The sequence below is a fragment of the Larkinella rosea genome (genome assembly GCF_003858635.1).
GTDB lineage: Bacteria > Bacteroidota > Bacteroidia > Cytophagales > Spirosomataceae > Larkinella > Larkinella rosea.
This window is the reverse complement of sequence record NZ_RQJO01000010.1, coordinates 583,939-609,500: the sequence shown is the minus strand read 5'-3', so window position 1 is coordinate 609,500 and position 25,562 is coordinate 583,939. Positions and strand designations below refer to the sequence as shown.

The following is a 25,562-nucleotide window of genomic DNA, read 5'->3' as shown; positions in this document are numbered from 1 at the left end:
TTAACGGTTTTGAAATACCAAAACCGTTAAAACGGTTTCGATTGGTCATTGGGTTCGCCTATTTCCACACGGTTAAAACCGTGGGTTGATAAAACGACCGTAACACTCTTCGTATACGAGGCTTTCATCATTCAATCTACCTAAAATTTCCTCTCAAATCCGGATTTGAGCAGATTATGGATGTGCGTTTGGCGTGTTTTGGGCAAAAAACAGGTCCATGCAGTATTCAACAAATCACATTCGGTTATTTCTTTTGGGATTCATTTATGTCCTTTTCGCCGGTTATGTGACCGCCCAATCGACAAACTACCTGACGCTTTCCGGAAAAATTACCAATCAGGAAACCGGCGAACCGGTGCCGTTTGCGAGCATTTCGGTGGTGGGGCGGGGCATCGGGACGGTTTCCAATGTGGTCGGCACGTTCGTACTGAAGGTGCCGGATTCGTACGCGAACGACAGCCTGAAAGTGTCCAGCGTCGGGTATCAGTCGTTTAAAAAATTGGTTTCGGCGGTAACCGGTCAAAACCAGCTCATTGGCTTGAAAACCGCAGCCGTGACGCTGGACGAAGTGCAGGTACAGGCCCGCCGGAAAACCGCCGAGGATATTCTGCGGGAAGCCGTGGCCGCCATTCCACGCAATTACGACACGACCTCGGTGCAGATGACGGCTTTTTACCGGGAAGACCAGCAATTTGACAACAAACCGGTGGTTTCCAGTGAAGCGGTGTTATCCATCTACAAAGCGGCTTATAACCAGACCGAAACCAAAGATGGAATGAAGGTGATCAAAGGCCGGAAAAAGGAGTATGATCGGGCCATTCATCAATTACCGCCCGTTATCAATTTAAGCAACGGAGCCCGGAACCTGCTGCTTTACTGCGACTTAGTAAAGTTGGCTTCTTATCGACGAAACATTATTAATGAAAGGAATTATGCGTATTACGATTTAACGCTAAGCACTCTCAAGGGCGATCGACTGATGTATGTCATCGATTTTAAACCCGGCAAACGAAAGCGAAAAGCGTTTGGCACGGGTAAGCTCTACATCGACGCCCAAACGATGGCGTTTGTTCAGTTTGAATTCCAGGCTACGCAAGCCGCAGTTGATGCGGAAAACAACCGCGACTGGTTCTTAAAAATGATGGCGTCGGCGGTCCATAAACTGACCCTGAAATTTACCGATTTAAAGGAAGTTGTTACGTTTGCCCAACACGAAGGCCGCTGGAATATGAGCAACGCTGAAAGGCAATACGGTTTTCGTATCAATAGTCCGTCGCGGCACCTGATCGACAAACGCTGGGAAGTATCCACCAGTTTGACTGTTACAGAGGTTGGGCCAAAAGGAGTTCAACCTTTTACCGAAGGCAACATCGCTGAAAACAATAGTCCATTTCAGCACCTGATTGGCGACCAGAACGACCCGAATTTCTGGGAAAACTACAACATTCAGCAACGCGCTTCAACGGATACGGTTTCGGGGAAAACCGAGATTCTGGTTCCGGCCACGGCAAAACCGGATTCCGGCAAAAACAGGGTTCCTCACCGGATTTCGAAACCGGTCGGCAATCGGCAGAACGGGTTTAGCCGCGCCGATACGCTGCGGGGGCAACTTACGCCCTTGCGCAGTAACTACGACGTGACGTTCTACGACCTGGCGGTGAAGGTGAATATTGATCAGAAAGCGATTAGCGGTCGGACCAAAATGCGGTTTCGGGTGCTGGCTCCGCTGGATAAATTACAGCTCGATTTGTATGCCAACATGTCCGTTCACCGGATTTCATTCGCCGGAAAACCGCTGACTTACTCGCGGGAGTTCGATGCAGTTTTTGTGCAGTTTCCCGAACAACTCCAGCCCGGCCGCGAGCAGGAACTGGACATCGAGTATTCGGGAATTCCGCAGGTGCCGGATTTCAAGGTGCCGATGATGGGCGGTTTTTTGTGGCAAAAAGACAAGGACGGCAATCCGTGGGTGCAGGTAGTTTGTCAGGGTTCGGGCGCGAGTTTGTGGTGGCCCAACAAGGATCACCTCTCCGACGAGCCCGACAGCCTGCGCATCCGGGTCACGGTACCGAACGGGCAGATGGCTGTTTCCAACGGTCGATTGCGGCAAAAAACCGCCCTGCCGGGCAACTGGACGGAATACGAGTGGTACGTGAGCTACCCGATCAACAACTACAACGTGACGCTGAACATCGGCAACTACGCCCACCGGCGCGAAAGCTACGGCCCGGATTCGCTGACGCTGGATTACTATTGCATGCCCTACCACCAGGAAAAATTTCGCTGGGTATTCGACGGCGTCAAGCCGATGCTGGCAACGCTGGAAAAGCATTACGGCAAATACCCCTTTCCTCGCGACGGGTTTACGCTGATGGAATCACTCTACCCGATGGAACACCAGAGCGCGGTTTCGTTTGGAAAAATGCCGAACGACAGTACTGGTCCGCTGACGCTGGCCGACACCTTGAGACACATGCAGTTGGTCTGGCACGAGGTGTCGCACGAATGGTGGGGCAACAACCTCAGTTGTCAGGACATGGCCGACCTGTGGATTCACGAAGCGTTCGCGACCTATTCGGAGGGATTTTACCTCGACTTGGCCATGCCGGAAGAGGGCGAACTGGGCTACATCGCGTCCTTGCGGCCACAGGTAATTGGCAAAGAGCCGGTTATTGGGGTGCGGGATGTGAATCACATTCACTACGAAATTGGCGATATGTATTCGAAAGGCGCGCTGATGCTGTATACGTTTCGCCACGCGCTCAGCAACGACCGGCTTTGGGCGGATATTCTGAAAGGGATGCAGCAGCGGTTTCGGTTACAAACTGTGACAACGAAGGACATCGTCGGTTATATCAACGAAAAAACCGGTGCGGACTACACCTGGTTTTTCGATCAGTATTTGAATCATACCTCCATTCCGACGTTGGAAGTTCAACTGGTACAAAGAGGTTCGTCGCTGGAAGTCAGGCACCGTTGGAAAGCCGAGGTGCCGAATTTCCGGATGCCGATTGCCGTCACCCAAAAACCGGATCAGTTTGACCTCATCAAACCCACGACGAACTGGCAAACGATGATGTTGCCGAACATGGAGATCGACGACTTTGAAGTAGACGAAACCCGGTTTTTCGTCAAGGTGGAAGTGGAAGAACCGCAAAGCAACCGGCAATAAGGACGCTCAAATCCGGATTTGAGCAGATTCCGCACCGGTTTTGGTGCTGTTTTGTGCCAAAAACAACAACCCGATGAAAATACGCTTTTGGGCGCTAAGCCTTCTTCTGACCGTTGCCACCATCACCCAACTCCGGGCGCAGCAGACCGCCAGACCACAAACCACCGCCGACAAGCTGGATGAATACCTGACGGTTTCTACCCAACTTCACCGCTTCAACGGGACGGCCCTCGTGGCCCGCAAAGGCGAAATCCTCCTGAAAAAAGGCTACGGCTGGCGGGATGCCATCCGGCAAATTCCGAACGATACCAACAGTATTTACCAGCTCGGGTCGATTACCAAGACGTTTACGGGCGCGGTGATTCTGCAATTGCAGGAGGAGAAAAAACTGTCGCTGAACGATAAACTGACCAAGTACTTTCCGGATTATCCGCAGGGCGACCAGATGACGCTGGAACAGTTTTTCCTGCACACCTCGGGCATTTACGATTTTAAAAAGATTCTGTACGGCCCGGACAGCGCCCGGCTGACCCGACCGGTTTCAAAAGAATGGATGCTGGCACAGTTTCGGGATAAACCGCTGACGGCCAGGCCGGGAACGGCGGTGAACTACACCAATTCGGGCTATTACCTGCTGGGGCTGATTGTCGAGAAAGTCACCGGAAAACCGTTCGAAACCATTGTGCGGGAGCGGTTTTTGAAACCGTTGCAGTTGACAAAAACCGGGTTTGATTTTATCAACCTGAAAGACCGCGGAAAAACAACCGGTTATTCATTCCGGAAAGACTCGGTGCTGGTGGCACAATCGCCGGTGGATTCCACGGTGGCCTATGCGGCTGGCGGGATGTATAGTTCGGTTGGCGATTTGTACCGCTGGTCGCGGGTGGTGCAAAACCGCCAAATGCTGAAACCGGAAAGCTGGGAAATGGCCATTTCGCCCCCGAACAAGGGCGGTTGGGGCTACGGCTGGGGGATTACGGCGATGAACGGAACTAAAAAACTCATCTTTCAGAACGGGAATATCAACGGTTTTGGGACCTTCTACGTGCAAATTCCGGAAGACGATGCGGTCATTATCCTGCTGAGCAATGTCGATGATGTGTCGGACCTGACCTCATTGGATCCCATTGCCACGGATGTGCTGAAAATCCTGTACGACATACCCTACCAACTTCCGGCGAACCGAAAAACCGTTGCGGTCAGCGAAACCGTGCTTCGGCAATATGTGGGCAAGTACCAGTTGGAACCAAAACGTACGCTGGCCATTACGCTCGAACGCGGGAAACTGTTTTTACAGGTAACCGGTCAGCCGAAATTCGAGCTGTTTGCCGAAAACGAAACCAATTTCTTCCTGAAAGCAGTAGAAGCCCAATTAACGTTTCAAAAAGACGCCAACGGAACTATCACTCAAGTCGTTGTGCACCAGGGCGGTGACATTGTCGCGAAGAAAATCTAACCCTGTCAGGGGCTGGCGGACGCTGACAGGGTTATTTGACCACAAATTCTGAATCCTTGACGCCGTCGTTGATTTTGACTTTGTCGACCGCGATCTGCATCTGAAACTGACCGTTCCCCTGCGAAATGGTGGATGGATATTTGAGTCCTTTAAAGTCTTTATAATCAGTATACTGGGTGGTTTGCTGCATTTCACCACGGGGCGTTTTCTGCGTTGCCACCGACTGAACTTTCAAACCGGAAGTCGTATCGTAAAAATCCGTCCACAAGGCCGTGCCATCGGCGGCTGTATGTTTCACTTTGTAGGCCTCTTTTCCATCCACTTTTTCAATTCCATCCACCGTGCTTTTAACCCCTAATTCCGCAAAGTGCAATTCCGGGATAAGTGTTCCCATCAGGATACTTTGCTGCGCGTCTTTTCCTTCCAGGACCTGACCATTTCCGCGCATGCCGCCCATCGCCACCTTGGTGCCGTCGCTGGTCATTTTGAAAACTTCCATGCCGCCAGCCAGCATCACCCGCGAATACTTATTCGGCGCTTTCTGCTTCAAGGTGATGTTCATCGAATTGCCCTGCATTTCGGTCGACATCTGGATGTTCAGATCGGTAATGGTCGCCAGGAAATCCTTGCCGCCAATAGCCGCCACATATTTAGCGAAAATTTCGTCAGCGGAGGGCGTGGTTTGGGCCGATGCCCAAAGCGAGAGCGCAGGCAACAGGAAAAGGGTGAGAATGATTTTTTTCATGATCGTAAGAGAAGGTTTGTGACCAAAACTAACGAAAAAACCGATTACCGTACAAAAAACCGGCTGCGGGTTCGGTCTTTAAAACTTCGATGTGGGAATTGGAGTTAGAAGGAGGCAACAAAACCAAACCGATGGCAACCTACCAACAACTTCACGACTGGATCGTCACCCCCACCGAAGCCGTTGCGCTCCAGCAGCAATTGCGGCACGAAATCCGGATTCAGCCACTGACCAAACCGGCCGAGACGATTGCGGGCTGCGACATTTCGTTCAACAAATTTGAGGAGACGGTTTACGCCGGCATTGTAGTGCTGCGGCTGGATACGCTAGAAGTAATTGAGGAAGTGGGAGTTATCAGTTCGGCCACCTTTCCGTACGTACCCGGTTTGTTGTCGTTTCGCGAAATTCCGTCGCTGCTCGAAGCCTGGTCGAAACTCAAAACGGAACCCGATGTGGTGATGTTCGATGGACACGGAACCGCGCATCCGCGCCGGATTGGCATTGCGTCGCACGCCGGTTTGTTCCTGAATCGCCCGACGTTCGGTTGCGGCAAATCGGTGCTGGTGGGAAAGTACGACGAACCCGCCCCCGAACGCGGGGCGTGGTCGCCCATGAAGCACTACGGTGAAACCATCGGCGCGGCTTTGCGTACCAAAAACCGGGTGAACCCCGTCTACGTGTCGCCGGGTCATCTGATTGATTTGCCAACCGCTATTGATTTGACCTTACGTTGCAACGGCGGTTACCGGATTCCCGAACCGACGCGACGGACGCACAATTTAGTCAATGCCCTGCGCCGGGAACGTACCGCCGGACGATAGTCCGTGCGACTACCAAACTCCAGCAGGCCAAGAAACGTACGGACTAAAGTCCGGCGGTACGTTCTCCGGTCAAAGTTATCATTTTTACATTCAGGCACCGTTTTCCGACACCTCAGTAATCTCGCTCTTTCGCTTCAACACCTTTTGGAACATCTTTGCCGAGCGATGGAAAAAATGAACGACAAATGGCTGCGCCTGATTGGCATTCCCGTGGTGGCGGTGGTGGCTAACTTCGTTTTTTACCAGCCTGATAACGGCCCCGAAGACATCAGTTGGTTCCACGGTTTGTTGATCAGTCTGGTCGAGTGGACGGTTTTACTCGAGGTAAACCGGCAGGGAATCTTGCTCGCCCGACGGTATTATCCGCGAATCAACCAGACCAAAAAACGCATCTTTCTGGAACTGGCCTGGTTCATTGGTGCGACGATCATTCAGCGGGTGACTGTCAATTCTATTTATGATGTGACGCAATTCTGGGGCTATCCGCTGCCGGGTGGGGCCTACTGGGTGACGACACTGGTATCGTTCCTGTTTACGTTGCCGATTGCGGCCATTTACGAGGGCCAGCACCTCTACCGTCAGTGGTGGACAGCGTATTATGAAGCGGAACAACTCAAAAAAGAGAACCTGCAAAGCCAGTTGGATTCGCTTAAATCGCAGATCAATCCCCATTTTCTGTTCAATAGCCTCAGCACGCTGTCGTCGCTGGTGACCGAAGATGCCAAACAGGCCGAGCGGTTTATTGACGAACTGGCGTCGGTGTATCGGTACGTACTCCAGACCAACGAACAACCGCTGACGACCTTAGACAACGAATTGCATTTTATTCAGGCGTATTTCAACCTGTTACAAATGCGGTTTGGGCGCAGTATAGTGCTGGACCTGGACATCGATGAACGACTTTACGATTTTCTCCTTCCGCCCTTGACGTTGCAGTTATTGGTGGAGAACGCCGTTAAACACAATGTGGCCTTGCTCTCAAAACCGTTGCTGATTCGAATCTATTCCGATGAGGTTAATAACTTGTTTGTAATCAATACGTTGCAGCGAAAACAGCTAGTCACGTCTTCAAACCGCACCGGGTTATCGAATATAATAACCAAATACAGGCTCCTGAAACAGCCCGATGTAGTTGTTCAGCAAACCGATGATGCGTTTCAGGTCATGATTCCGTTGATTGAAATGACTAAATATGACTATTCTAATCGTTGAAGATGAAGACGCAACCGCCCGCAAGCTCCGGAGACTGGTTCAGGAAGTTGAACCCATGGCTGCGATTGCCGGGATGACGGTTAGCGTGGAAGAGTCGGTAGAATGGCTGCAAACGCATCCCAGACCAGACCTGATTTTGATGGATATCGAACTGGCCGATGGACAGAGTTTCGATATTTTCAACCGGGTTTCCGTAACAAGCCCCGTTATTTTTATCACTGCTTACGACGAGTACGCCATCAAAGCTTTTCGGGTCAACAGCGTCGACTACCTGTTGAAACCGGTCAAGGAGGCTGATCTGCGGGCGGCTTTAACGAAACTGCGGACGATGAAAAAGGCCCTGCTCGACAACCCGGACGGTTTAAAAACGTCGCTGGCCAACCTCTTGCAGGAAATGACCGCGTCGTCGGGTTCGAAACCGTTATCTCCGGATTTCGTAAAGGCTGCGCCTACGTACCGCGACCGGTTTCTGGTCAAGCAGGGGCAGCGTCTTATTTCCATTGATTTGCAGGATGTTGCCTATTTGTTCACCCGCAATAAAATGTCGTTTATCAAAACCCGCGATGACCGCGAGTGGCTGGTTGATTACACGATAGACGACCTCTCGACCATGCTGGACCCGAAGCGGTTTTTCCGGCTTAACCGCCAGATCATCGCTGAACTGCGGGCGATCGATAAAGTAAACCTGTATTTCAATGGAAAGTTGAAAATCGGTCTGCGACCGGTTTTTGACGAAGAAGTGGTGGTCAGCCGGGAAAAAGCCGGTGAATTCAAGATTTGGTTGGGGGAATAAAATCCGACGTTTCAGAAGCAAAACTCAACAATTCAGTGGCGGCCCGGTTTGGGCAGCGGTCTTTTTTGGTGAGTTTTGAAACGCCAAATCGAACAGCAAATGCCATGGAAGTCAGGATTTTAGTTGCTTTATTGTTTCTTGTTCATTGTTCACTCGCACCCGCAGTTGCCCAGACACTGACACCGGAGCAGTTGCAAATCGACTTCACCCGGTTTCGGGCCGCGATCAACGAGGTGCATCCAGACCCTTACCGCTATACGCCCAAACCGGTATTCGATTCACTTTGGACGGCCACCCAGGCCCAACTGAATCGGCCGATGACCCAGCAGGAATTTTACGTGACGATGACACCTCTTCTGGTGGCACTGAGGGATGGACACGTCAAATGGATTCGGGCAGGACGGGATGAGCATTATCCGTTCCATACCGATAAACTGTTTCCGTTGAAGGTCTACGTGGCTGAAAACCGGGTTTGGGTTAGTGGGAGTATGGGCCAAAAAATCATACCCGATGGAGCCGAACTGTTGCAGATTAACGGACAGCCGGTTGACGGAGTTGTTCAGAAACTACTGCCGAATATGACGTTTGCGGATGGGTATACCGTCAACGGAAAGTACGAAGATTTGAACCACTTTTTCGCCGGATACTACGCGACGTTCATTACGGCACCGGAGATGCACGAAATTCATTACCGGATTGGCAGCGAGGAAAGAAACGTCACGCTTCCGTCGGTCACCCTTGATCAGGTTAAAGCCTACGAAGCCGCGCACAAACCAGCTCCGCATAAACCGTTTCGGCTGTCGTTCGTGGATGATGCCCAAACCGCCATCATGACGATCGAGCGGTTTTGGGACAATAAAAAAGAACAGGATTATTCGGCATTCCTGAAAGAATCATTTCGACAACTGCGTGAGAAACAAATACAAAACGTAGTTCTCGATTTGCGAAACAATGAAGGGGGCGAAGAGAAGTACGGCGTGATGCTCTATCAATATCTGGCCGGAAAACCGTTCCGCTACTACGACCACATCCGCGTTCGGCAAAAGAAAAAATATTCCTTTCCGGCCTGGACACCACCCTTGTATCGGCGATTCAAATGGTTGGTTGTTAGGAAAAAAGGCGATGGGTACGTATTTACCAAACAGGCCGGTTTAAAGACGCAAAAACCAGTGCGCGATGCCTTCCACGGTAAGCTGGTGGTGCTCATCAACGGACTTAGTTTTTCGGTAACCACCGAGTTTGCCGCCCGTGTTCAGGCCGATAAGCGGGCGCAGTTTGTCGGACAGGAAACCGGTGGGGGATATGTCGGCGACAACAGCGGTATTTTTGCCATTACTCACTTGCCCCATTCCAACATTGATCTTGGCATCGGCATGTTTGGGTTCCGCATGGCAAACTTACCGGCAACGCTCAAACCCGGTCAGGGAGTCATCCCGGATCATGTCGTGGTGCCGAGCGTCGAGGATATTTTAACGAACAACGACCCGGCAATGAAGGAGGCAATTCAACTGATCCAGAGAAAGTAAAAAAAGGTTATTTTGCGGAGTTGAGCGGAGAAGGCAGAGGTAAGCGAAGAAATTATTTAAAAAACTCTGCTTACCTCTGCCTTCTCCGCTCAACTCCGCGAAATACCTGAAACTCTTTTTAATAACTCGTCTCCTCCAGCTTCACTTTCCCCCGAAACGTCCAGAAAACAAAAACCGTGTAGGTCAGCACCAACGGCATCCCGATGACCGCAAAGAGTAGCATGGTGCGCAGTGAACTGTCGGTTGAAGCGGCTTCGTAGATGCTGATGTTTCCCCGTGCATCGTAGTTGGAAAGCACCAGATTAGGATACAAACCCGACGCAAATAAAATCAGCAGCAAAGCCGTGGTGACGCCGGAAGAGATGAATCCGCGCAAATACCGCCGTTTTTCGATCATCCGACGCATGTTCAGCACGATCAAAACTGCCGTCACGGGCAAGGCGAACATGACCGGATATTTGTGAAAAATAGCTTCCATGTGCGGCACGTAAATCAGCGTGGCCATCGACGAGGTGATGAAACACAGGATGAAGAATTTGCTGGTCTGGTTGATCAGAACCGTCATACGGGCGTAGAGCCGGTCTTCGGTTTTCATAGCCAGATACATCGCCCCGTGCAGCATGAACAACGATAGAACCGTCACCGAGATCAGCAGCGCGTACGGGTTGAAAAAATCCAGCAATCGTCCGACAAACTGGTGGTTTTTGTCCAGCGGAATGCCCTGAATGAGATTGCCCAGGATCAGCCCGAACAACAACGCGATGGTGCTGCTCGACAGGCAATAACAAACGTCCCACAGCGTGCGCCACCATTTCATTTCTTCTTTGCTCCGGAATTCAATCGAAATGGCCCGGAAAATAATTGCCAGCAGCAACAGCATAAACGGCAGGTAAAAAACCGACAGCAACGTGCCGTAGACCAGCGGAAAGGCGGCAAAAAGCGCTCCGGCCCCAATCACCAGCCAGACTTCGTTGCCGTCCCAAACCGGGCCGATGGCGTTCAGGGCAATCCGGCGGCTTTGTTCTTTCCGAAAAAACAAATGCAGGGCGCCCGCGCCGAGGTCGAAACCATCGAGAATACCGTACCCACTGATGAGCGCACCAATCAGCAAAAACCACCAGGTGGGGAGATCGAGACCGAGGATTGTGTCCATGTTTGTCAATTAAGTGATTGGGTCCATGTTTGTCAATCATCCACTCAATCAAAATTAAATGGGAGATGGATTAAATTTTGAACGGGGTGTTTCCGGGTCTTCCGGTGACACGTCCAGGCCGTGCTGGATTTTTTTGTTTAACAGATAAATGAACAGGACAAACAGAATGATGTACACCAGTGTGAACAGAATGAGGGAAATCAGGACGTGTTCGGCTTTGACGGCTTGCGAGAGGGCGTCGGAGGTTCGGAGCAGACCGTAGACCACCCACGGCTGTCGACCCACTTCGGCGGTGTACCAGCCGACCTGATTGGCAATTTGGGGCAGCAGCACCGATCCCACAAAAACCGCCATCAGCCAGCGGTTTACAAACAGTTTTTTGCGGTAAAGCAGAAACAACGCCAGCCCGCACAATCCGATCAGCGTCATGCCGATCCCAACCATCAGGTGGTACGTTTGAAACACGAAATTGATGGCTCCGGGGCGGTTTTCGGGTTTGAAACTGTTCAGGCCGGGAATGGGCTTTTTAAAATCCTGATGCACCAGAAACGACAAACCGCCCGGTATTTTCAAGCCTGTGGTCTGCTGGTTTTTGGCATCGACCCAGCCCAGAATGTACAAATCGGCGGGAGCGGTTTCGAAGTGGCCTTCCATCGTCGCCAGTTTGGCGGGCTGGTATTTGGTAACGACTTCGGCGGATTGGTGGCCCGTAAACAATTGCCCCAGCGAGGAAATGGCGGCCACCCACAACGCAATCGTGAAGGCTTTCTGCGAATGAACCACGTATTTCCGCTTCATGATGTACCAGGCGCTGACGCTCAATACCAGAAACGAACCGGCCAGAAACGCGCCGATCAGGACGTGCGAATACCGTTGAATGGACGATGGGTTTAGAACCATTTCCCAAAAATCCGTGACCACGGCCCGCGCCTGCATCCCGGTTCCTTCAATTCGATACCCCGCCGGGGTTTGCTGCCAGGAGTTGGCGACCACAATCCAGAGGGCGGAGAACATGGAACCAAGAGCTACCAAAACCGTCGACAGAAAATGAACGCGCGGACTGACGCGGTTCCAGCCAAAAATCAGAATACCCAGAAAAGCCGATTCGAGCGCAAAAGCGAAAATTCCTTCGGCAGCCAGCGCACTCCCGAAAATATCCCCGACGTAACGGGAGTACACGGCCCAGTTGGTGCCGAATTCAAACTCCATAACGATGCCGGTGGCGACACCGATGCCGAAAATGAGTGCGAAAATCCGGATCCAGAACCGGGTCAGTTCTTCATAAACTTTATCTTTTGTCTTTAAATACAGCCCTTCCATGAAAACCAGGCACACGCCGAGGCCGATGCTGAGGGGCGGATAGATGTAATGGAAGGCAATCGTGAACGCGAATTGGATGCGGGAAAGTATTTCAACGTTGTCCATAGCCGGTGGAGATGGGAATGCGGGCAAGTTACTACGGAACTGGACACGAAATAATGGTTTTGAACAAGATTTATTGGTTGTATGGATCTGTAACGGAAACGGTGACTTTTCGTTGGCTGGAGTGTCTCACCAACAGTGAACTTTAAGCCCAGAAACACAGCGATCCTCACGCCTTTGGGGCGGGCCGAACTGTTTTATCCGAGTTGTGAACTGCGAAGCGTACCCCAATATTTTAACCCGATATCCAACTATTGTGGGATGCTTCACGAAATGATCTGATTTATTTCGTGTAAAGGAATTTCAGGGTAATACAGGGAGTCTTGGCCTGTTTGTCTTTTCTTATAACAAGGTATATTGGATATTTCGGATGGCGACCGGGCCATGATCGCCCTGAAACATCAGAGGTCCTAAAGTACGCTCGTCGTCAAATGCCGCAGACCGGGTGGGGCCAGTCACTTCGACATTCTCGTGGATCACTACCCCATTGAGCACTACCCTGACGAATCGTGCATTCGCCGTTTTTCGGCCATTTTTGTCAAATCGAGGAGCACGGAATACGATCTTGAAATGCTGCCACGCTCCCGGGGCTTTGCTGGCATTTTGGTCAGGAGCCTTGCCTTCAAAGCCTTTTTTAGAACCTCGATTTTCATCCCAGCGTTGATAAATTCCCCCGCAATCATAAAAAGCGGGGGTCTCCACTCCCCAGCTATCGTAGATCTGAACTTCGTAACGCCCCTGAAGGTAAACCCCTGAATTCGACTTCCGGGCGATGATAAAGTCGAATTCCAGGTCAATATCACCATGCTTCATGTTCGTAAACAAATGTCCGGTATCTGGTTTAACGGGCAAATCAAGAACGATTCCCGTTCCCGGTTCAAAGCTATTTTCATCCGTAGACGGACTAAAGCGAACCGCACTAGCCAGCTTCCAGTTGCTCGTCACCGGATTGAATTCGCCCAGATTATTTAGGGAAACCAAATGTGAAGTGATTTTTCTTTGGGCTTTGCTTTCCCACGAGCCGAATAAAACAACGCAAAACAGACCGATAAGTGGAAATTTCATTTCTGTGGAATCAAAGGGTTTGGTTTTCTCGCCGGTGAACGGCTTATACCTTGTACTTTCGGTAGAGCGCTCCCCAGGGTTCCCGCATGACGCGGGAACGCAACTGATTCGCAGCGAAATTTTCTATAAACTCCTCCTTCTCCGGATTCCATTTCAAATCCTGGTTGAGCAATAAGGCAATATTCCCGAGATGCGCAACAGTGACAGAACGATGGCCTATCTCCGCCGGAGCCGCCGTCGGTTGCCGGGAAATTACACAGTCAATAAAGTTGCGGTAGTGATTTTCACTTTTATACAGGTGGATTTCCTGCTCGCCAATAACCGTACTATCGATCTTTTCGGGAGTCACCTTGTAACTGCCTCTCGACACCCAGATGTTCCCTTCCGAACCGTGAAACGTAATTCCACGGGGTGCACGGGATGCGTCTGACCCCACAATCAATTTAACGCCGTTTTCGTAGATACACTCAAAATAGAATTCCACCGCCGTATTCCAGACCGGATCGTTTGACCACTTCGCTTTGGGGTTCCTGATTTCCACCGGACCGGTATGATCCGTACCCATTCCCCATTGGGCAATGTCCAGATGATGCGCTCCCCAATCCGTTACCATACCCCCCGAATAGTCCAGATTCCACCTGAAGTTAACAAAGGTTCGTGCCGGACAGTAGGGAGCCTCGGGAGCTGGACCCAGCCAGGTTTGGTAGTCAAAATCCTTCGGAACAGAAGTTGGAGCGGTCAAATGGCCGGTTTTGCCAAAATCGGGCGTTCCTCCGGGTAAGCCACAAACCACCTTTTCCAATTTGCCAATTCGGCCATTTCGAACCAATTCGCAGGCCCGGAGAAACTCGGGTCCAGATCGTTGCTGACTACCCGTCTGAAAGACAACCCCGTATTTCTGCACGGCATCACGCATAGCCTGGCCTTCCGAAATCGTAAGCGATAGTGGTTTCTGACAGTACATCGCTTTGCCGGCCCGGGCAGCCATCAACACCGGAATGGAATGCCAGTGATCAGGAGTTAGCACCGCCACCGCGTCGATGTCCTTGCGATCAATAACTGCTTGGAAATCGAGGTACCCTTTGGTCGATTTGTACGGTTTGTTGTTCGCCTTACTGTAAAAATCATTAACCAACTCCATGATGTATTCACGACCGCCAACCCTTCCGTCCCAGTAACCCGTGCTTTTCCTGTTGATGTCGCAAATGGCGGTTACATGTACCCGTTTGTCGGGGAGGAATCCTTTTACGTCATTCTCGGCCTGATTGCCCGCTCCGATAAAGGCTAGATTGATCCGATCTGACGGATTTACAAATCCGTTTTTCCCCAGGGCCGAAGCAGGAATCAACGTTGGGAGCGCTATTGTCGAGGTGACAACGCCAGCGGCATTTTTGATAAAAGCTCTTCGTTGCATGTTTATGTAGTATTTTGGGTCAAGGGTCCCGAGTCAATTCAAAATTAAAACCGGTTAGTACCCGGGATTCTGGCCACTTTTACGTATTTCCGGATTGCTATCCATTTCAGAAATTGGAACCGGCATCGGCAAAGGAATGCCGACATCAAAGCAAATTATCCTATTGGGCCCATACCAACGTCTGTTTTCGTCCAGGTTTCGAGATTGGTAAATCCTGCTTTGTGCCAACGTCTTGAATCATCCCAGCGAATGCGCTCTTCGCCCACCAGCTCACGCATTCGCTCGTCCATGATACGCTGCGTAGTCACGGTCGATAAAATGGCAATATAGCCTTTTCAAAATTAGGACATGACTGGAGCATAATCAACAATTCATCCCTTTTTGACCCTATCAGTTCTCAATGCAAGCAAAGGGTTTAGTCGGGGGCAGGATATCGGTTCAAAAAATGGGTGTCAATCATCACTTTTAATGACAATCACTACCACATTTTTTCTCATTGATGAGCTTTTGTGATCAGGAGAACAAACTAAACGGACCATTCAACCCCCAATGAAGGCAGGAACAACAGAGCCGCCCACGTGGCTCATTCATCGGGTCAACGTGGGCGTTAAGCAGGAAAAAGCACATGCGGACGGTGCGGGGCTTTGGCGACGATGCGGAAAAAATTAAATGCGTGCCCTTGTGAATAGCCTGGAAAGCGGCCTTAAACCAAGCAGGCCTAACTGACGAGTTAGCGGTGGTTCTGTTTAGGGTAATTAGCAGAAGCCTTTATACTTTTTATCTGATTCGTATGCCTTTGGGTATGGGCAATCCAAAGCAAGGTATATTGTTGAAGGTCTCGAACGCGCCACACACCGGCATCTTCGGAACGAAAAATGAAATGCAATCTAAAATCAGCTTTGGTTTCTTTCACTAAATTTATTACTTCATTTCGAAAGCGATTAAAATAGGCTAGTAAGTCTGCTTTTGTTTCAAAGCGTCCTAAGGGTTGAGCAACAAAGGGTGCCTTCAACTTGATCGGGTCGGTCGTATATGCCACCATAACGGAATCAACTCCTTTCACTTTCTCCACCCATTCAGGCATTTCAGGGGTATATTGATTATTTAATAAATCCCAATATAATAATTCATCATAAATGCCTAAATGTTCGGCTACTTCCGCAATTGACCATTTAGCACTGTCAGGCTTGAAATGGATCTGTTTCTGCGTTAAGCCTGTTAACTCATTCAAGAAATCGCTTTGTGATGATTGCAAACCTTCGACGAGAAATTGCCTTTCTTTTTCAGTCCAAAGCGAGTGTTTAGTTTGCGCAAAAGACACGACACTGAAACAAAGGGCACTTATGATAAATAGACTTTTCATAGACTAATTTTAAAAGTTATGACCACTTACACATCACGATACGTCGGTTTAGTGGATTAAACTAAATAGCGGGAAAGCACTTTCTGCCCTTATTTTAACTCACTGAAATGTTTATAACTAATGGAAAAACGGCTGACCTGCGTTGAAACTTGAATCGTTGAAAATGATTTTAACGAGAACCAAAACGAAAGTCCGTAACCTCAGGTGTTTCGTCGAATATCAGCTTATTCGGTTTGTTACAAAGCTAAACACCTTCACTGAGGTACGATTGTACAAATGCGACATTTTGACTGATACTCGATCAACTCGTCGTTGGCTTTTCATGGACAGTATCGGGCGTTTGTCCAGGATTTGAATAAACGCGCGGATCAAAACCGACGGTTTTATGCTGAAAAATCGTACACATTTAAAAATGGCAATCTGCTAAAAAGATAAGCCATTATTTAATCAATAATTACTTCAATTCTCAGTTGGTTAACTAATGTGTAAAATATTGGCCACTAAAAATCATGCCTTTTTGAGCCCTTTATTTACTTTTTTACCAACAGATTTAATGGGAATTAAAACGTCCATTCAAAGTTTATTGAGATTTTGATGAAGTTAGGGATATCACCTTGATGTAATTCTGAAAGGTTACTATAAAGTAATGGTTCAACAGAGAGGCAATTATGTAAAGGCAAGCTGTTAAAGCCCGGAGGGATATTTAGTTATCGGCAAAACTGCCCCGGATTTTCAATATCGAACTATATAATTGACATTCCGGCAGTAACTGGGTTATTTTTTAAAAGTCCGGGAAATGGCAATTGATAGGGTTCTGAAATCCAGTAGACATTTCTAATCGTAAAAGCGTGATTTTTACTACGTATTGTTCCGGCATCGGGCCAGGATCGAATACTTTAGGTCCATGACGAATAGAGCTTCTTGTAGTGGTTTTCAACTCCCTTTTTCCTTTTCTTTCAATTTTTGTTTGACGTAATCAGCCGGGTATTGCAGGGCGATTTCGCGGATTTTGAAGCTGAATTCCGTGAAGGTTTCCTCCCAGAGTTTGGCTTCTTCCGGCGTGTAGTCGTAAAAACCCTGCGCATTGGCCACTCCCCGGCCGCCACTTTTGACAATGTCGTCAATCAGCTTCGGCACTTCCGTGCTGTTGTTGAGCGTCGGCAGCAGGTCTTTCATCACGGTGTAATACGCCGGAACGCCCGTCAGGTCCATCCAGCGAAAAACGCCCACCAATGTCATGAAATACCCCGCGTTGTTGCGGCACGAACGGTCCACGTCCTCCACCGTCGCGTAGCCCTTCTCCACCAGACTGATCGCTTCCCGGTACATGGCGTACATCAGCCGGTTGGTGATAAAACCGGCAATGTCTTTTCGGACCAGAATCGGCTCTTTCCGCCAAAAATGAGCCAGTTCATAGAGATACTCGCCCTGCGAAACCGCGCTGTCGTCCCCGCAAATGATTTCCAGAAACCGGGTCGTGTGGGCCGGTTCGGCCCAGTGCAGCCCAAAAAACCGCTTCGGGTGCTGCGTCAGTTGCTGCAACACGCTGATGGGAATCGCCGACGTATTGCTCGCCAGCAGCGCGTCGGGCGCAATCACCCGCTCCACTTTTTGGTACACCGACTCCTTGATCGCCCGGTTTTCGATCGTGCACTCGATGACCAGTTGACAGGGCCGAAGCTCCTGATAATCCTCCGTCAGGATCAGCTTACTCAAATAATGATCCGGCTGCTGATCGATCAACCCGTGCTGCAAAGATCGCTCGAGGTGATCCTGAATCCGGGTCAGGGCATAAATCAGATCGTCGGGAATCGGCGCGACGGCCACCACGGGATGCCCCGCAATCAGTAAACAGGTGGTAATGCTGCAGCCCATCAGCCCCAGGCCAACGAGGCCAACCGGGATCTCTTGCGGAATAAGATTCATGCGTAAACTAGTATTAATAAGCCACTTATAGAATAACCACCTGGCCCGTCCGCACCGATTCGTCACAGGCGAAGGCAATCCGCAGGCTGTTGACGGCGTCCTGCATGTGATCCGTCAGGTCGACATCCTCCCGGATGGCTTTGAGAAAATACCGCTGCTCGCGGTTGCACAGCTCCTGGTGGTCGGGTTCGTCTTCCAGATTGATCCAGGTATCGGCTTTGGCGAATTTTTCGTTGGCGTCCAGCTCCGAATGATGCACCCGGATCGACTCGGTTTTGGTGTGCGCTTCGATGGACGACGACTTGCCTTCGCCCCCGGCCTCTTTGGCCACGATGGAAACGCTGCCTTTCGGCCCGAACACATCCTTGACGAAAAAAGCGGTTTCGCTCACCATCGGTCCCCAGCCCGCTTCGTACCACCCCACCGACCCGTCATCGAACCGGATCTGGAGTTGGCCGTAGTTGTAGTTATCGGCGGGAATTTCGTCCGTCAGCCGGGCGCCGATGGCGTAGACCTGAACCGGTTTTGAACGCGTCATCTGGCACATCACGTCGATGTAATGCACCCCGCAATCCACGATCGGGCTGAGGCTTTTCATCAAATTCCGGTGCAGCGTCCACATGCTGGTGTCGCTCTGCTGGTTGAGGTTCATGCGCATCACCAGCGGTTTTCCCACCTCGTGCGAAAGCTCCACAAACTTTTCCCAGGATGGATGATGCCGTAAAATATAGCCCACCACCAGCTTTTTTCCCGCTTTGACGGCGGCTGCCACCACGCGCTCGGCCCCGGCCACCGAGTCGGCGACCGGTTTTTCGATAAACACATGGCAGCCGGCCTCGAACGATTTGACGGCAAATGCCTCGTGTGTATCGGGGTAGGTGGAGATACAAACGGCATCCGGTTGGGTGGTTGCCAGGGCCTGGTCGAAATCGCTGAACAGCGGATAACCGCCCCCCAGTTTTTCATTTAGAATTTCCTTGCTTTTGCCGGTGGAGACGATGCCGCAGATGTCAAAGCCCTCCAGGTTGTGGTAGGCCGTGGCGTGGGAAGAGCCCATGTTGCCGCATCCCACCACCAGGACGCGCAGCGATTTCAACTGATCGGACATTACAAATTTCGGTTAATCGGTTTTGGTTTTATTTTGCTCTGTACCCCTGAATCCCCTAAAGGGGACTTGTAACCCGGATTTGAAAGTCCCCTTTAGAGATCTGGGAGTACAGGTGTTATTTCCGTAACGGACTCAATTGTACTTTTCTGACAAACAGCTCGGCGCCTTCCGACTGAATCTGGATACGCCCTTTCGACGGCTTTATCTGCGTCGCCTGATTGACCAGCGTTCCGTTCAGGTAAATGGTTACCTGGTCGCCTTCGGCCACACAAGTTATCGTATTCCACTCCCCGAGCGGTTTTTCCACGTCTTTCGCGCCCCGAAACCCCTTGACATCCTTCCAGTTCGGGTCGCGGTCGAACCAGTCGATGCGGCCACTGTGGATGGTGACGGGCGTACCCGAAGGCGAAAAAACGCGCCCCCCGCCCTCTTTTGGGGGGGCAATGGTGGCCGTCAGGGCGTAGTTGTCGCTGCCGTCGCCGACGACCAGAAAATCACCGGTTCCGCCTTCAATGAGCTGGCATTCGATGGAGCGCATCCAGATGCCGCGATACCCGCCGTCCGGCCCGGTCGAGTGCAGGAGCACGCCACTATCGCGCGCCCGGTCGGCCCGGGGGGCGTAGGTGTTGTCGCCCCATTTGAACTCCACGGTCAGCGTGTAATTCGCGTATTCCTCGTCGGTAATGATGCTGCCGTATTCCTCGCCCGAGACGTGAATCAGTCCCTTTTCGACCGTGAATACATTCTTGACATCGTTCTCCCGGCCCCGTTTTTCCACAAACCGGTACCAGCCATTTAAACTTTTGCCATCGAACAATTGTATTGTTGAGTTTTGGGCATAAACGAGTGGCGTTTTGGATAACAAGTAAAGGAATACAAAGAGGGAAATACCTGGATACGGGATTGTTTTCATGGTGTGGATATAATTATAAAACCGGCGCTAGTTGTTTTCCTTTGCTTTCAGCATGCGGTCCAGCCGATAAGGGAGGGCTTCCAGAAAGGCGGTTAGATGGGCCATTTCGGTTTGGGTAAGCGCCTTATCGAGGCCGGGAGGCATCATGGAGACTGTTTGGGGTTCAATGGCTTTGATCTCCGACCGCGGGATTCGCAGCCCGGGGCCAGGGCCTAATTCCATCACGACGGTTTCGGGAAGCTGCTCTTTGATAATACCCACGTAGGCCGTTGTTTGGGTGACTACCCGGAAGGTTTCATACTCTCGCGCAAAACTCGCACTTGGGTACACCACGGCTTCCAAAATGTCGTGTTTGGAACGAATTTCACCGATATTGGTCAGATCCGGTCCAAAATGTCCTCCTTCCCGGCCCACCGAGTGGCAGGTGAAACAGGACGCTTTGCCGAAAAACAGCTTGCGACCTTCGCCCACATCACCGCCTTTCAGCCCCGCTTCTATTTTCTGCAGATTGGACAACCGCCCGGCATTCTGGGCCCTGATTTTCGCCATCAGGGATTCGGCGAGGTTTTGCACGGAAACCGGGTAGCTTTTCAACAGCCGCTGCAAATCCTGTTCAGAAACATTGTCCAGTCGACCCGTGTCGGTCCCGACGCCGGCAACCAGTTCATTGCCAACCTGCTCGCTCGTACTGCCTTCAAAGGCTTGCATCAGACCCGGTAAAAGAAACGGATCGGCGTTAGGCAGTTGGGTCCGGGCAATGACCAGCAACTGGTCGTTGGTCAGTTCGGCATTGTCCAATAGTCGAACCGCCCTTTGCCGCAAGGGCGACTCATTTTCGGGGCCCAGGGATTTCAACAGCAATGCAAATTCATCCTCCGAGAGTTGCGGGAGGCTCATCACCCGCGCACCCAAGGCTTTCAGCCGGAAGTCTGAAGAAATCTTTGGGTCGCCCGCGATCTGATCGAGCTTGCTTTGCAGGGACGTAAGCCGCCTTGATTCGATCAACGACAAAACCTGGGAGCGGACCGATGGCGAACCACTTTGCAGCAGATTGCCCATTTCGCTGGTCCAGGACGCGGGCAGTTCTTTCAGCGGGGATTTGCCGACCACATTGAGGGTAAGTAATTTGCGGTTTTCCGAAATGGCGGAGTTCCCCAACTGGCTCGCGACAAAATCCTGCAGTTTTGGTTCTTTGATGCATGTCAGCATCAACTCCTGCATCGAAAGGGCATCAGAATCGGAAAGATCTTTTTGTGCCATCCGTTTTTCGAGAAAGGCAATCACCATATCGGTCCACTCGGGGTGGTGCGAAGCAATCCAGATTCCCGTATCCCGAATCCGCGCATCCTGACTTGCCAGCACCGGGGCTAAATGCTCCTTTTTCAAGGGCGAGTTGTCCATCTGATCCAGGGCAATCAGTGCAGCGGTTCGGACAGGGGCCGACGGACTTTCCAATGCCTTGAGTAACGGAGCAGGACTTTTCAGCAAAATCAGCGAATGAATAATGGCGTGCCGGACAAACCGGTCATTTCCCTCTCCCGAGGCTTTCAGAAGGGCCGGTACTGCCTTCACATCCCCAATTTGCCCCAATGCCGTAGCCGCTTGCCGACGAACGGGGAACTGGTCCTGTCCAACCATTTCCATCAGTTTCGTAACCGATTTTTTGTCATTCGCCAAACCCAATGCCCGGACTGCCGCCGTTCGGACGATGGCACTTTTATCGTTCAATGCATTCCGGACACCATTCCAGGCGGTTTCCGTTTGCATTCTGGATAAGGCAAATACAGCGTCCGCTTTCCAATCCTCAACTTTGATGGCAGACATGGCTTTCAACATGGCAGGAACTGAACTTTCCCCCCGTTTGACCAGCTGATTAATGGCGTTATCGCGGACAAAAGGCCGGGCATCGGCCAGGTAATTTGCCAGATTGCCTGGACTTAAATCTGCCCATTTTACCTTTTTACCCCAGGGGTCCGCTACGACCGGCGCACCGGTTTTTCTGATCCGGTAAATACCGCCCCGCAATTCCGGCTTCGACACCCGCGACAACGGGCAACCTTCGATAAACCAGCCACCCGTCACCACAACCAGCAAGCTACCATCGGCATCCTGTAAAACATCCGTCGGGTGTGAGTCCGGCGCCGACGATTTCATAAAGACTTCGTCGATGGTTTTGAAACTCCCTCCATCGGGTTGCACACGATGCCGCATCACCCGGCCGGTGTTGAACTCGGCGTTAAACAGATTGTTCTGATACTCAGCCCCCAAAACCGTTCCCCGGTAACGCATGATGCCCGAAGGGGCAACGCGGGCCAGCTTGGTCATCACCGGCATCAGGTCTCCGGTCAGTTTAAGCTTGTCTTCGGCAATCACCGGGTTCGGTTTGGGGTAGGTGCCGCCTTCTACCCAGTGCATGAGCGCATCGCGCTGACCATCGCGGGGGTCTACAAAATAGGTCATGGTTCCCACCGTTTCGCCGGAAGGCATAAACACCAGTTCGATCGAGTTGTCGAAACCGCCGGCCGCCAATGCTTCCAGCCCTGACCCATCGGGACGGCACCGCCAGATTCGGGTTGCTTTTCCGCTCAGCACGGTTCCTTCTTTGGTTTTAATGTGAAACCCCCGGCGGGCATCGGTCATGTACAACCAGCCGTCGGGGCTTAAAAAAGGACCGCTTAACGTTGCTCCGTTTGCGTGGAAATTCCAGCCGGAAAGCAGGATTTCCTTTTTATCGGATACGCCATCACCATTCGTATCGGTGTATTTCGCCAGATTAGGTGCTTCGGCCACGTAAAGGCTGCCCTGGTAAAACACGCCCCCTTTCGGAAAGGGAATACTGTCTGCGTAAATATGGCTTTTGTCAAACGTGCCGTCCTGATCGCGGTCTTCCAGTAACCGCACCTGGTAGGACGGGTTTTTAAGCATCGCTTCCGTGCCCGCGGTATTGGCCCCGGTCGACTCAAAAACAAACAGCCGGCCTTCTCCGTCAAAGCTGGCAAACATCGGGTAGGAGAGAAGATCGGGAGAAACCACAGGCTCTATCGTAAAACCGTCGGGTACAATCAAACCGGGGGGGGGCACCGGTTTTTGGGAAGTTGATCCCAGTAGGCCGAAGCCCAGTAATACAACCGCGATATAATATACCCCTTTGTACCTTTCACTTTTCCCATTGGCCATTGATGCCGCCATTTTCTTTTCTTTCATTGCTAGTGGTTATAATGATATTGCCGAAAAGAATTCCACCGTAAACGAATTACAACGTGTCGATCAGAACCTGCCCATCCACCATCACAAGTTTGATTTGGATGTCGTCGTCAAATAGGACGATGTCGGCCCGTTTTCCTTCAACCAGCGTCCCGAGTTGCGTAGCTCCCATGATGCGGGCGGGAGTAGATGAAGCCATTTTGACGGCGTCGATTAGGGGAATATTCGCCTGATGAACCATCGTACGCACCAGTCGGTCCATGGTCGCGACGCTACCCGCGAACCCGGATCGATCCGGCATTTTGGCAACCCCGTCTTCAACAATGACACTGATTCCATGACGAAGCGATCCCAGAATACTGGTTCCCTCGGGCAAACCCGCCCCTCTCATCGCATCCGTAACCAGGGCGATGCGGTCGGGGCCTTTCATTTTATAAACCAGTTGCAACAACGGGGGCGGTAAATGAATGCCGTCAGCAATGATCTCCACATCCATTTCAGGGATTAAAAAAGCGGCCTCCACCGCACCGGCATACCGGAATGTACCCCGGCGAGTCACGCCGTTCATGGCGGAATACAGGTGAGTGGCCAGTGTGTAACCGTGATCAAAACCGTTGACAATATCATCGTAAAGGGCATCGGTATGAGCTAAAGAAATTAAGATGCCTTTGGATACGGCATATCGCGCAAAATCCAGTGCACCGGGCAGTTCCGGAGCTGCGCTCCAGCGGGACAATACGCCGGAAAACCGGTCGATCAGGGACTGGTACTCTTCGGGATCCGGATTTCGGATGAACCGGGGGTCCTGGGCACCGCGCTGATTCAGAGCAAAATAGGGGCCTTCCAAGTGCATCCCCAGAAAACGGACACCCCCGGTATTGCCTGCCATTGCCCGCTGGCAGACGGTTAGCGTTTCGGCGAGTTCATCTTTACCCGCCGTTAGGGTGGTCGGTGTCATGGCCGTTGTCCCATGCCGAAGGTGCGTAGCCGCAACTGTCCGGAACGCTTCGTCGATTGCATCCATAAAATCCGCCCCGCCACCTCCGTGCACGTGAATATCGATGAAACCGGGTGCGATGTAGTGGCCACCTGCGTCGATCTCCGTTGAACCGGGCGCGCAGAAGGATCGTTCATGCACGCCGGTAATGACGCCATTTTCCACCTGCACGCTCCCGTTTGGGATACACCGCCGGGGCGTCAGGATTTTGCCGTTAACGATGCTGTAAAGGTTGGGTTTCATTGCCGGGCCCGCGCTATCATGGATTCCAGGGTAACGAATGCGCCATGCTGCTTTTTGCTTTCATCGGCCGCTTCCATCAACGCCAGGACTTCAATCGTTTCCTGCTGTGTTACGGGGACTTTGCCCGTTTCGAAGAAATTAATAATCTGGGCCAGCAGGGGTTCATACCCGCCAAAAGGACCTAATACACGCTCCCCGGCCTGGGTAAAAACCGTTCCGCCGTACCCCACCTTGGCATTTCTCAGTCCCCGAAACGTCCCGATACGGTTATCCGCCCACATTCCAATCACCAGATCGCAGTCGGGTTGGGAAACCCGGGACACTTGCTGACAACCGGGTCCCATGGCGGCCATTAAGGTTTCAATTCCGTGGATGCCGTACCAGAAAAGATCCGGATGGGAAGGTTCGATGGTTGCCGGGCTGAACGTATCCGCTCCGATGACTTTCTCCTTTTTCAACTCGTCCATGCCCTTGATATACCGGAGCGAGGAGGTTGAAAAAACCGGCACTCTGTATTTTTCGGCGGCATTAAAAATGGCCATTGCCTCCCGGAGACTGGCCGCCATCGGTTTATCAATAAAGAGCGGTTTTCTCGCGGCCAGAACTTCCAGCGCCTGCGGCAGGTGAAGCGTACCATCGTTCGTTTCCAGCAACACAAAGTCGACCTGCGCCAACAGCTCCCGGATCGACCCGACAATGGCTACCTGGTATTTGCCAATTTGCTCAATGTATCCCGGAATTCGCTCCTTGCTGCTTTGAATTCGCTGGCTGCCATACGGGTAGGCTGCGACGACCTTGTAACCTTTGTAGGTATCGGATTCGACAGCGGTATGTAAGGCTTTGGTAAAGGCCACGCTATGCGATGTATCCAGGCCAATGATACCGATTCGCTTTCCCGGCTGGATCATCCGGACCGGTTTTAAGGGATTGAAAAAAGCCAATGGAAGGCTTCCCGCGATTGTCGTTTTGAGGAAAGTTCTTCTTTTCAGTGGTTGAAAATGGGTCATGGTTCCTGCTTTTGATTCTTGA

At 51.4% G+C, this 25,562-nt stretch carries 19 protein-coding genes; 6 read left to right on the top strand and 13 right to left on the bottom strand.

Annotated elements, in window-relative coordinates; translation table 11 throughout:
• Positions 1 to 217 precede the first annotated feature (217 nt).
• Positions 218 to 3,172 carry a M1 family metallopeptidase gene (locus EHT25_RS23335; protein WP_124877569.1) on the top strand — a complete coding sequence of 985 codons (2,955 nt, stop codon included), beginning with the start codon at positions 218 to 220 and terminating at the stop codon, positions 3,170 to 3,172.
• A 73-nt stretch (positions 3,173 to 3,245) separates the two neighbouring features.
• A complete protein-coding gene (locus EHT25_RS23330; RefSeq protein WP_124877568.1) occupies positions 3,246 to 4,628 on the top strand; it encodes a serine hydrolase in 1,383 nt (460 codons plus the stop codon).
• Positions 4,629 to 4,659: 31 nt separating this feature from the next.
• Here the strand turns inward: EHT25_RS23330 and EHT25_RS23325 are convergent, their stop codons facing one another.
• Complete coding sequence (locus EHT25_RS23325) at positions 4,660 to 5,373, bottom strand: hypothetical protein (protein WP_124877567.1); 714 nt, start codon at positions 5,371 to 5,373, stop codon at positions 4,660 to 4,662.
• A 131-nt stretch (positions 5,374 to 5,504) separates the two neighbouring features.
• On the opposite strand from EHT25_RS23325, the gene nfi reads away from it, so the two are divergent.
• The 4 genes from nfi to EHT25_RS23305 all read left to right on the top strand — a co-directional run bounded on the left by nfi (position 5,505) and on the right by EHT25_RS23305 (position 9,725).
• Positions 5,505 to 6,194, top strand: coding sequence for a deoxyribonuclease V (gene nfi, locus EHT25_RS23320; RefSeq protein ID WP_124877566.1), 690 nt, complete (start codon positions 5,505 to 5,507; stop codon positions 6,192 to 6,194).
• A 165-nt stretch (positions 6,195 to 6,359) separates the two neighbouring features.
• A complete protein-coding gene (locus EHT25_RS23315; RefSeq protein WP_124877565.1) occupies positions 6,360 to 7,406 on the top strand; it encodes a sensor histidine kinase in 1,047 nt (348 codons plus the stop codon).
• Positions 7,387 to 8,199, top strand: a complete 813-nt coding sequence (locus tag EHT25_RS23310) for a LytR/AlgR family response regulator transcription factor (RefSeq protein ID WP_124877564.1) — start codon at positions 7,387 to 7,389, stop codon at positions 8,197 to 8,199. Before EHT25_RS23315 ends, EHT25_RS23310 begins: the two co-directional genes overlap by 20 nt.
• Positions 8,200 to 8,303: 104 nt before the next feature.
• A complete protein-coding gene (locus tag EHT25_RS23305) occupies positions 8,304 to 9,725 on the top strand; it encodes a S41 family peptidase (protein WP_124877563.1) in 1,422 nt (473 codons plus the stop codon).
• A 118-nt stretch (positions 9,726 to 9,843) separates the two neighbouring features.
• On the opposite strand, the gene cydB is transcribed toward EHT25_RS23305, so the two are convergent.
• The 12 genes from cydB to EHT25_RS23245 form a co-directional block, all read right to left on the bottom strand.
• Entirely contained in the window at positions 9,844 to 10,878 is a 1,035-nt protein-coding gene (cydB, locus tag EHT25_RS23300) for a cytochrome d ubiquinol oxidase subunit II (protein WP_124877562.1), read from the bottom strand.
• A gap of 54 nt (positions 10,879 to 10,932) precedes the next feature.
• The gene (locus EHT25_RS23295; protein ID WP_124877561.1) at positions 10,933 to 12,303 is read right to left on the bottom strand and encodes a cytochrome ubiquinol oxidase subunit I; all 1,371 of its coding nucleotides are present in this window, start codon (positions 12,301 to 12,303) and stop codon (positions 10,933 to 10,935) included.
• Positions 12,304 to 12,642: 339 nt separating this feature from the next.
• Complete coding sequence (locus EHT25_RS23290) at positions 12,643 to 13,365, bottom strand: 3-keto-disaccharide hydrolase (protein WP_124877560.1); 723 nt, start codon at positions 13,363 to 13,365, stop codon at positions 12,643 to 12,645.
• Between the two features lie 43 nt (positions 13,366 to 13,408).
• Positions 13,409 to 14,779 (bottom strand): Gfo/Idh/MocA family protein, encoded by a 1,371-nt coding sequence (locus EHT25_RS23285; protein WP_124877559.1) that lies wholly within the window; start codon positions 14,777 to 14,779, stop codon positions 13,409 to 13,411.
• A 155-nt stretch (positions 14,780 to 14,934) separates the two neighbouring features.
• Positions 14,935 to 15,087 carry a RagB/SusD family nutrient uptake outer membrane protein gene (locus EHT25_RS23280; RefSeq protein WP_124877558.1) on the bottom strand — a complete coding sequence of 51 codons (153 nt, stop codon included), beginning with the start codon at positions 15,085 to 15,087 and terminating at the stop codon, positions 14,935 to 14,937.
• Positions 15,088 to 15,509: 422 nt separating this feature from the next.
• On the bottom strand, positions 15,510 to 16,142 hold the full coding sequence (locus EHT25_RS23275) for a DinB family protein (protein ID WP_124877557.1): 633 nt from the start codon (positions 16,140 to 16,142) through the stop codon (positions 15,510 to 15,512).
• Between the two features lie 933 nt (positions 16,143 to 17,075).
• Positions 17,076 to 18,068 carry a 3-hydroxyacyl-CoA dehydrogenase family protein gene (locus EHT25_RS23270; RefSeq protein WP_124877556.1) on the bottom strand — a complete coding sequence of 331 codons (993 nt, stop codon included), beginning with the start codon at positions 18,066 to 18,068 and terminating at the stop codon, positions 17,076 to 17,078.
• Positions 18,069 to 18,093: 25 nt separating this feature from the next.
• On the bottom strand, positions 18,094 to 19,176 hold the full coding sequence (locus EHT25_RS23265; RefSeq protein WP_124877555.1) for a Gfo/Idh/MocA family protein: 1,083 nt from the start codon (positions 19,174 to 19,176) through the stop codon (positions 18,094 to 18,096).
• Between the two features lie 115 nt (positions 19,177 to 19,291).
• Positions 19,292 to 20,089: a 3-keto-disaccharide hydrolase gene (locus EHT25_RS23260; RefSeq protein WP_124877554.1), complete on the bottom strand. Its 798-nt coding sequence runs from the start codon at positions 20,087 to 20,089 to the stop codon at positions 19,292 to 19,294.
• 27 nt (positions 20,090 to 20,116) lie between these two features.
• Positions 20,117 to 23,293 carry a PVC-type heme-binding CxxCH protein gene (locus EHT25_RS23255; protein ID WP_124877553.1) on the bottom strand — a complete coding sequence of 1,059 codons (3,177 nt, stop codon included), beginning with the start codon at positions 23,291 to 23,293 and terminating at the stop codon, positions 20,117 to 20,119.
• A 49-nt stretch (positions 23,294 to 23,342) separates the two neighbouring features.
• Positions 23,343 to 24,533 (bottom strand): N-acetylglucosamine-6-phosphate deacetylase, encoded by a 1,191-nt coding sequence (gene nagA, locus EHT25_RS23250; protein WP_124877552.1) that lies wholly within the window; start codon positions 24,531 to 24,533, stop codon positions 23,343 to 23,345.
• Entirely contained in the window at positions 24,530 to 25,441 is a 912-nt protein-coding gene (locus EHT25_RS23245) for a Gfo/Idh/MocA family protein (RefSeq protein ID WP_229311767.1), read from the bottom strand. Before EHT25_RS23245 ends, nagA begins: the two co-directional genes overlap by 4 nt.
• Positions 25,442 to 25,562 lie beyond the last annotated feature (121 nt).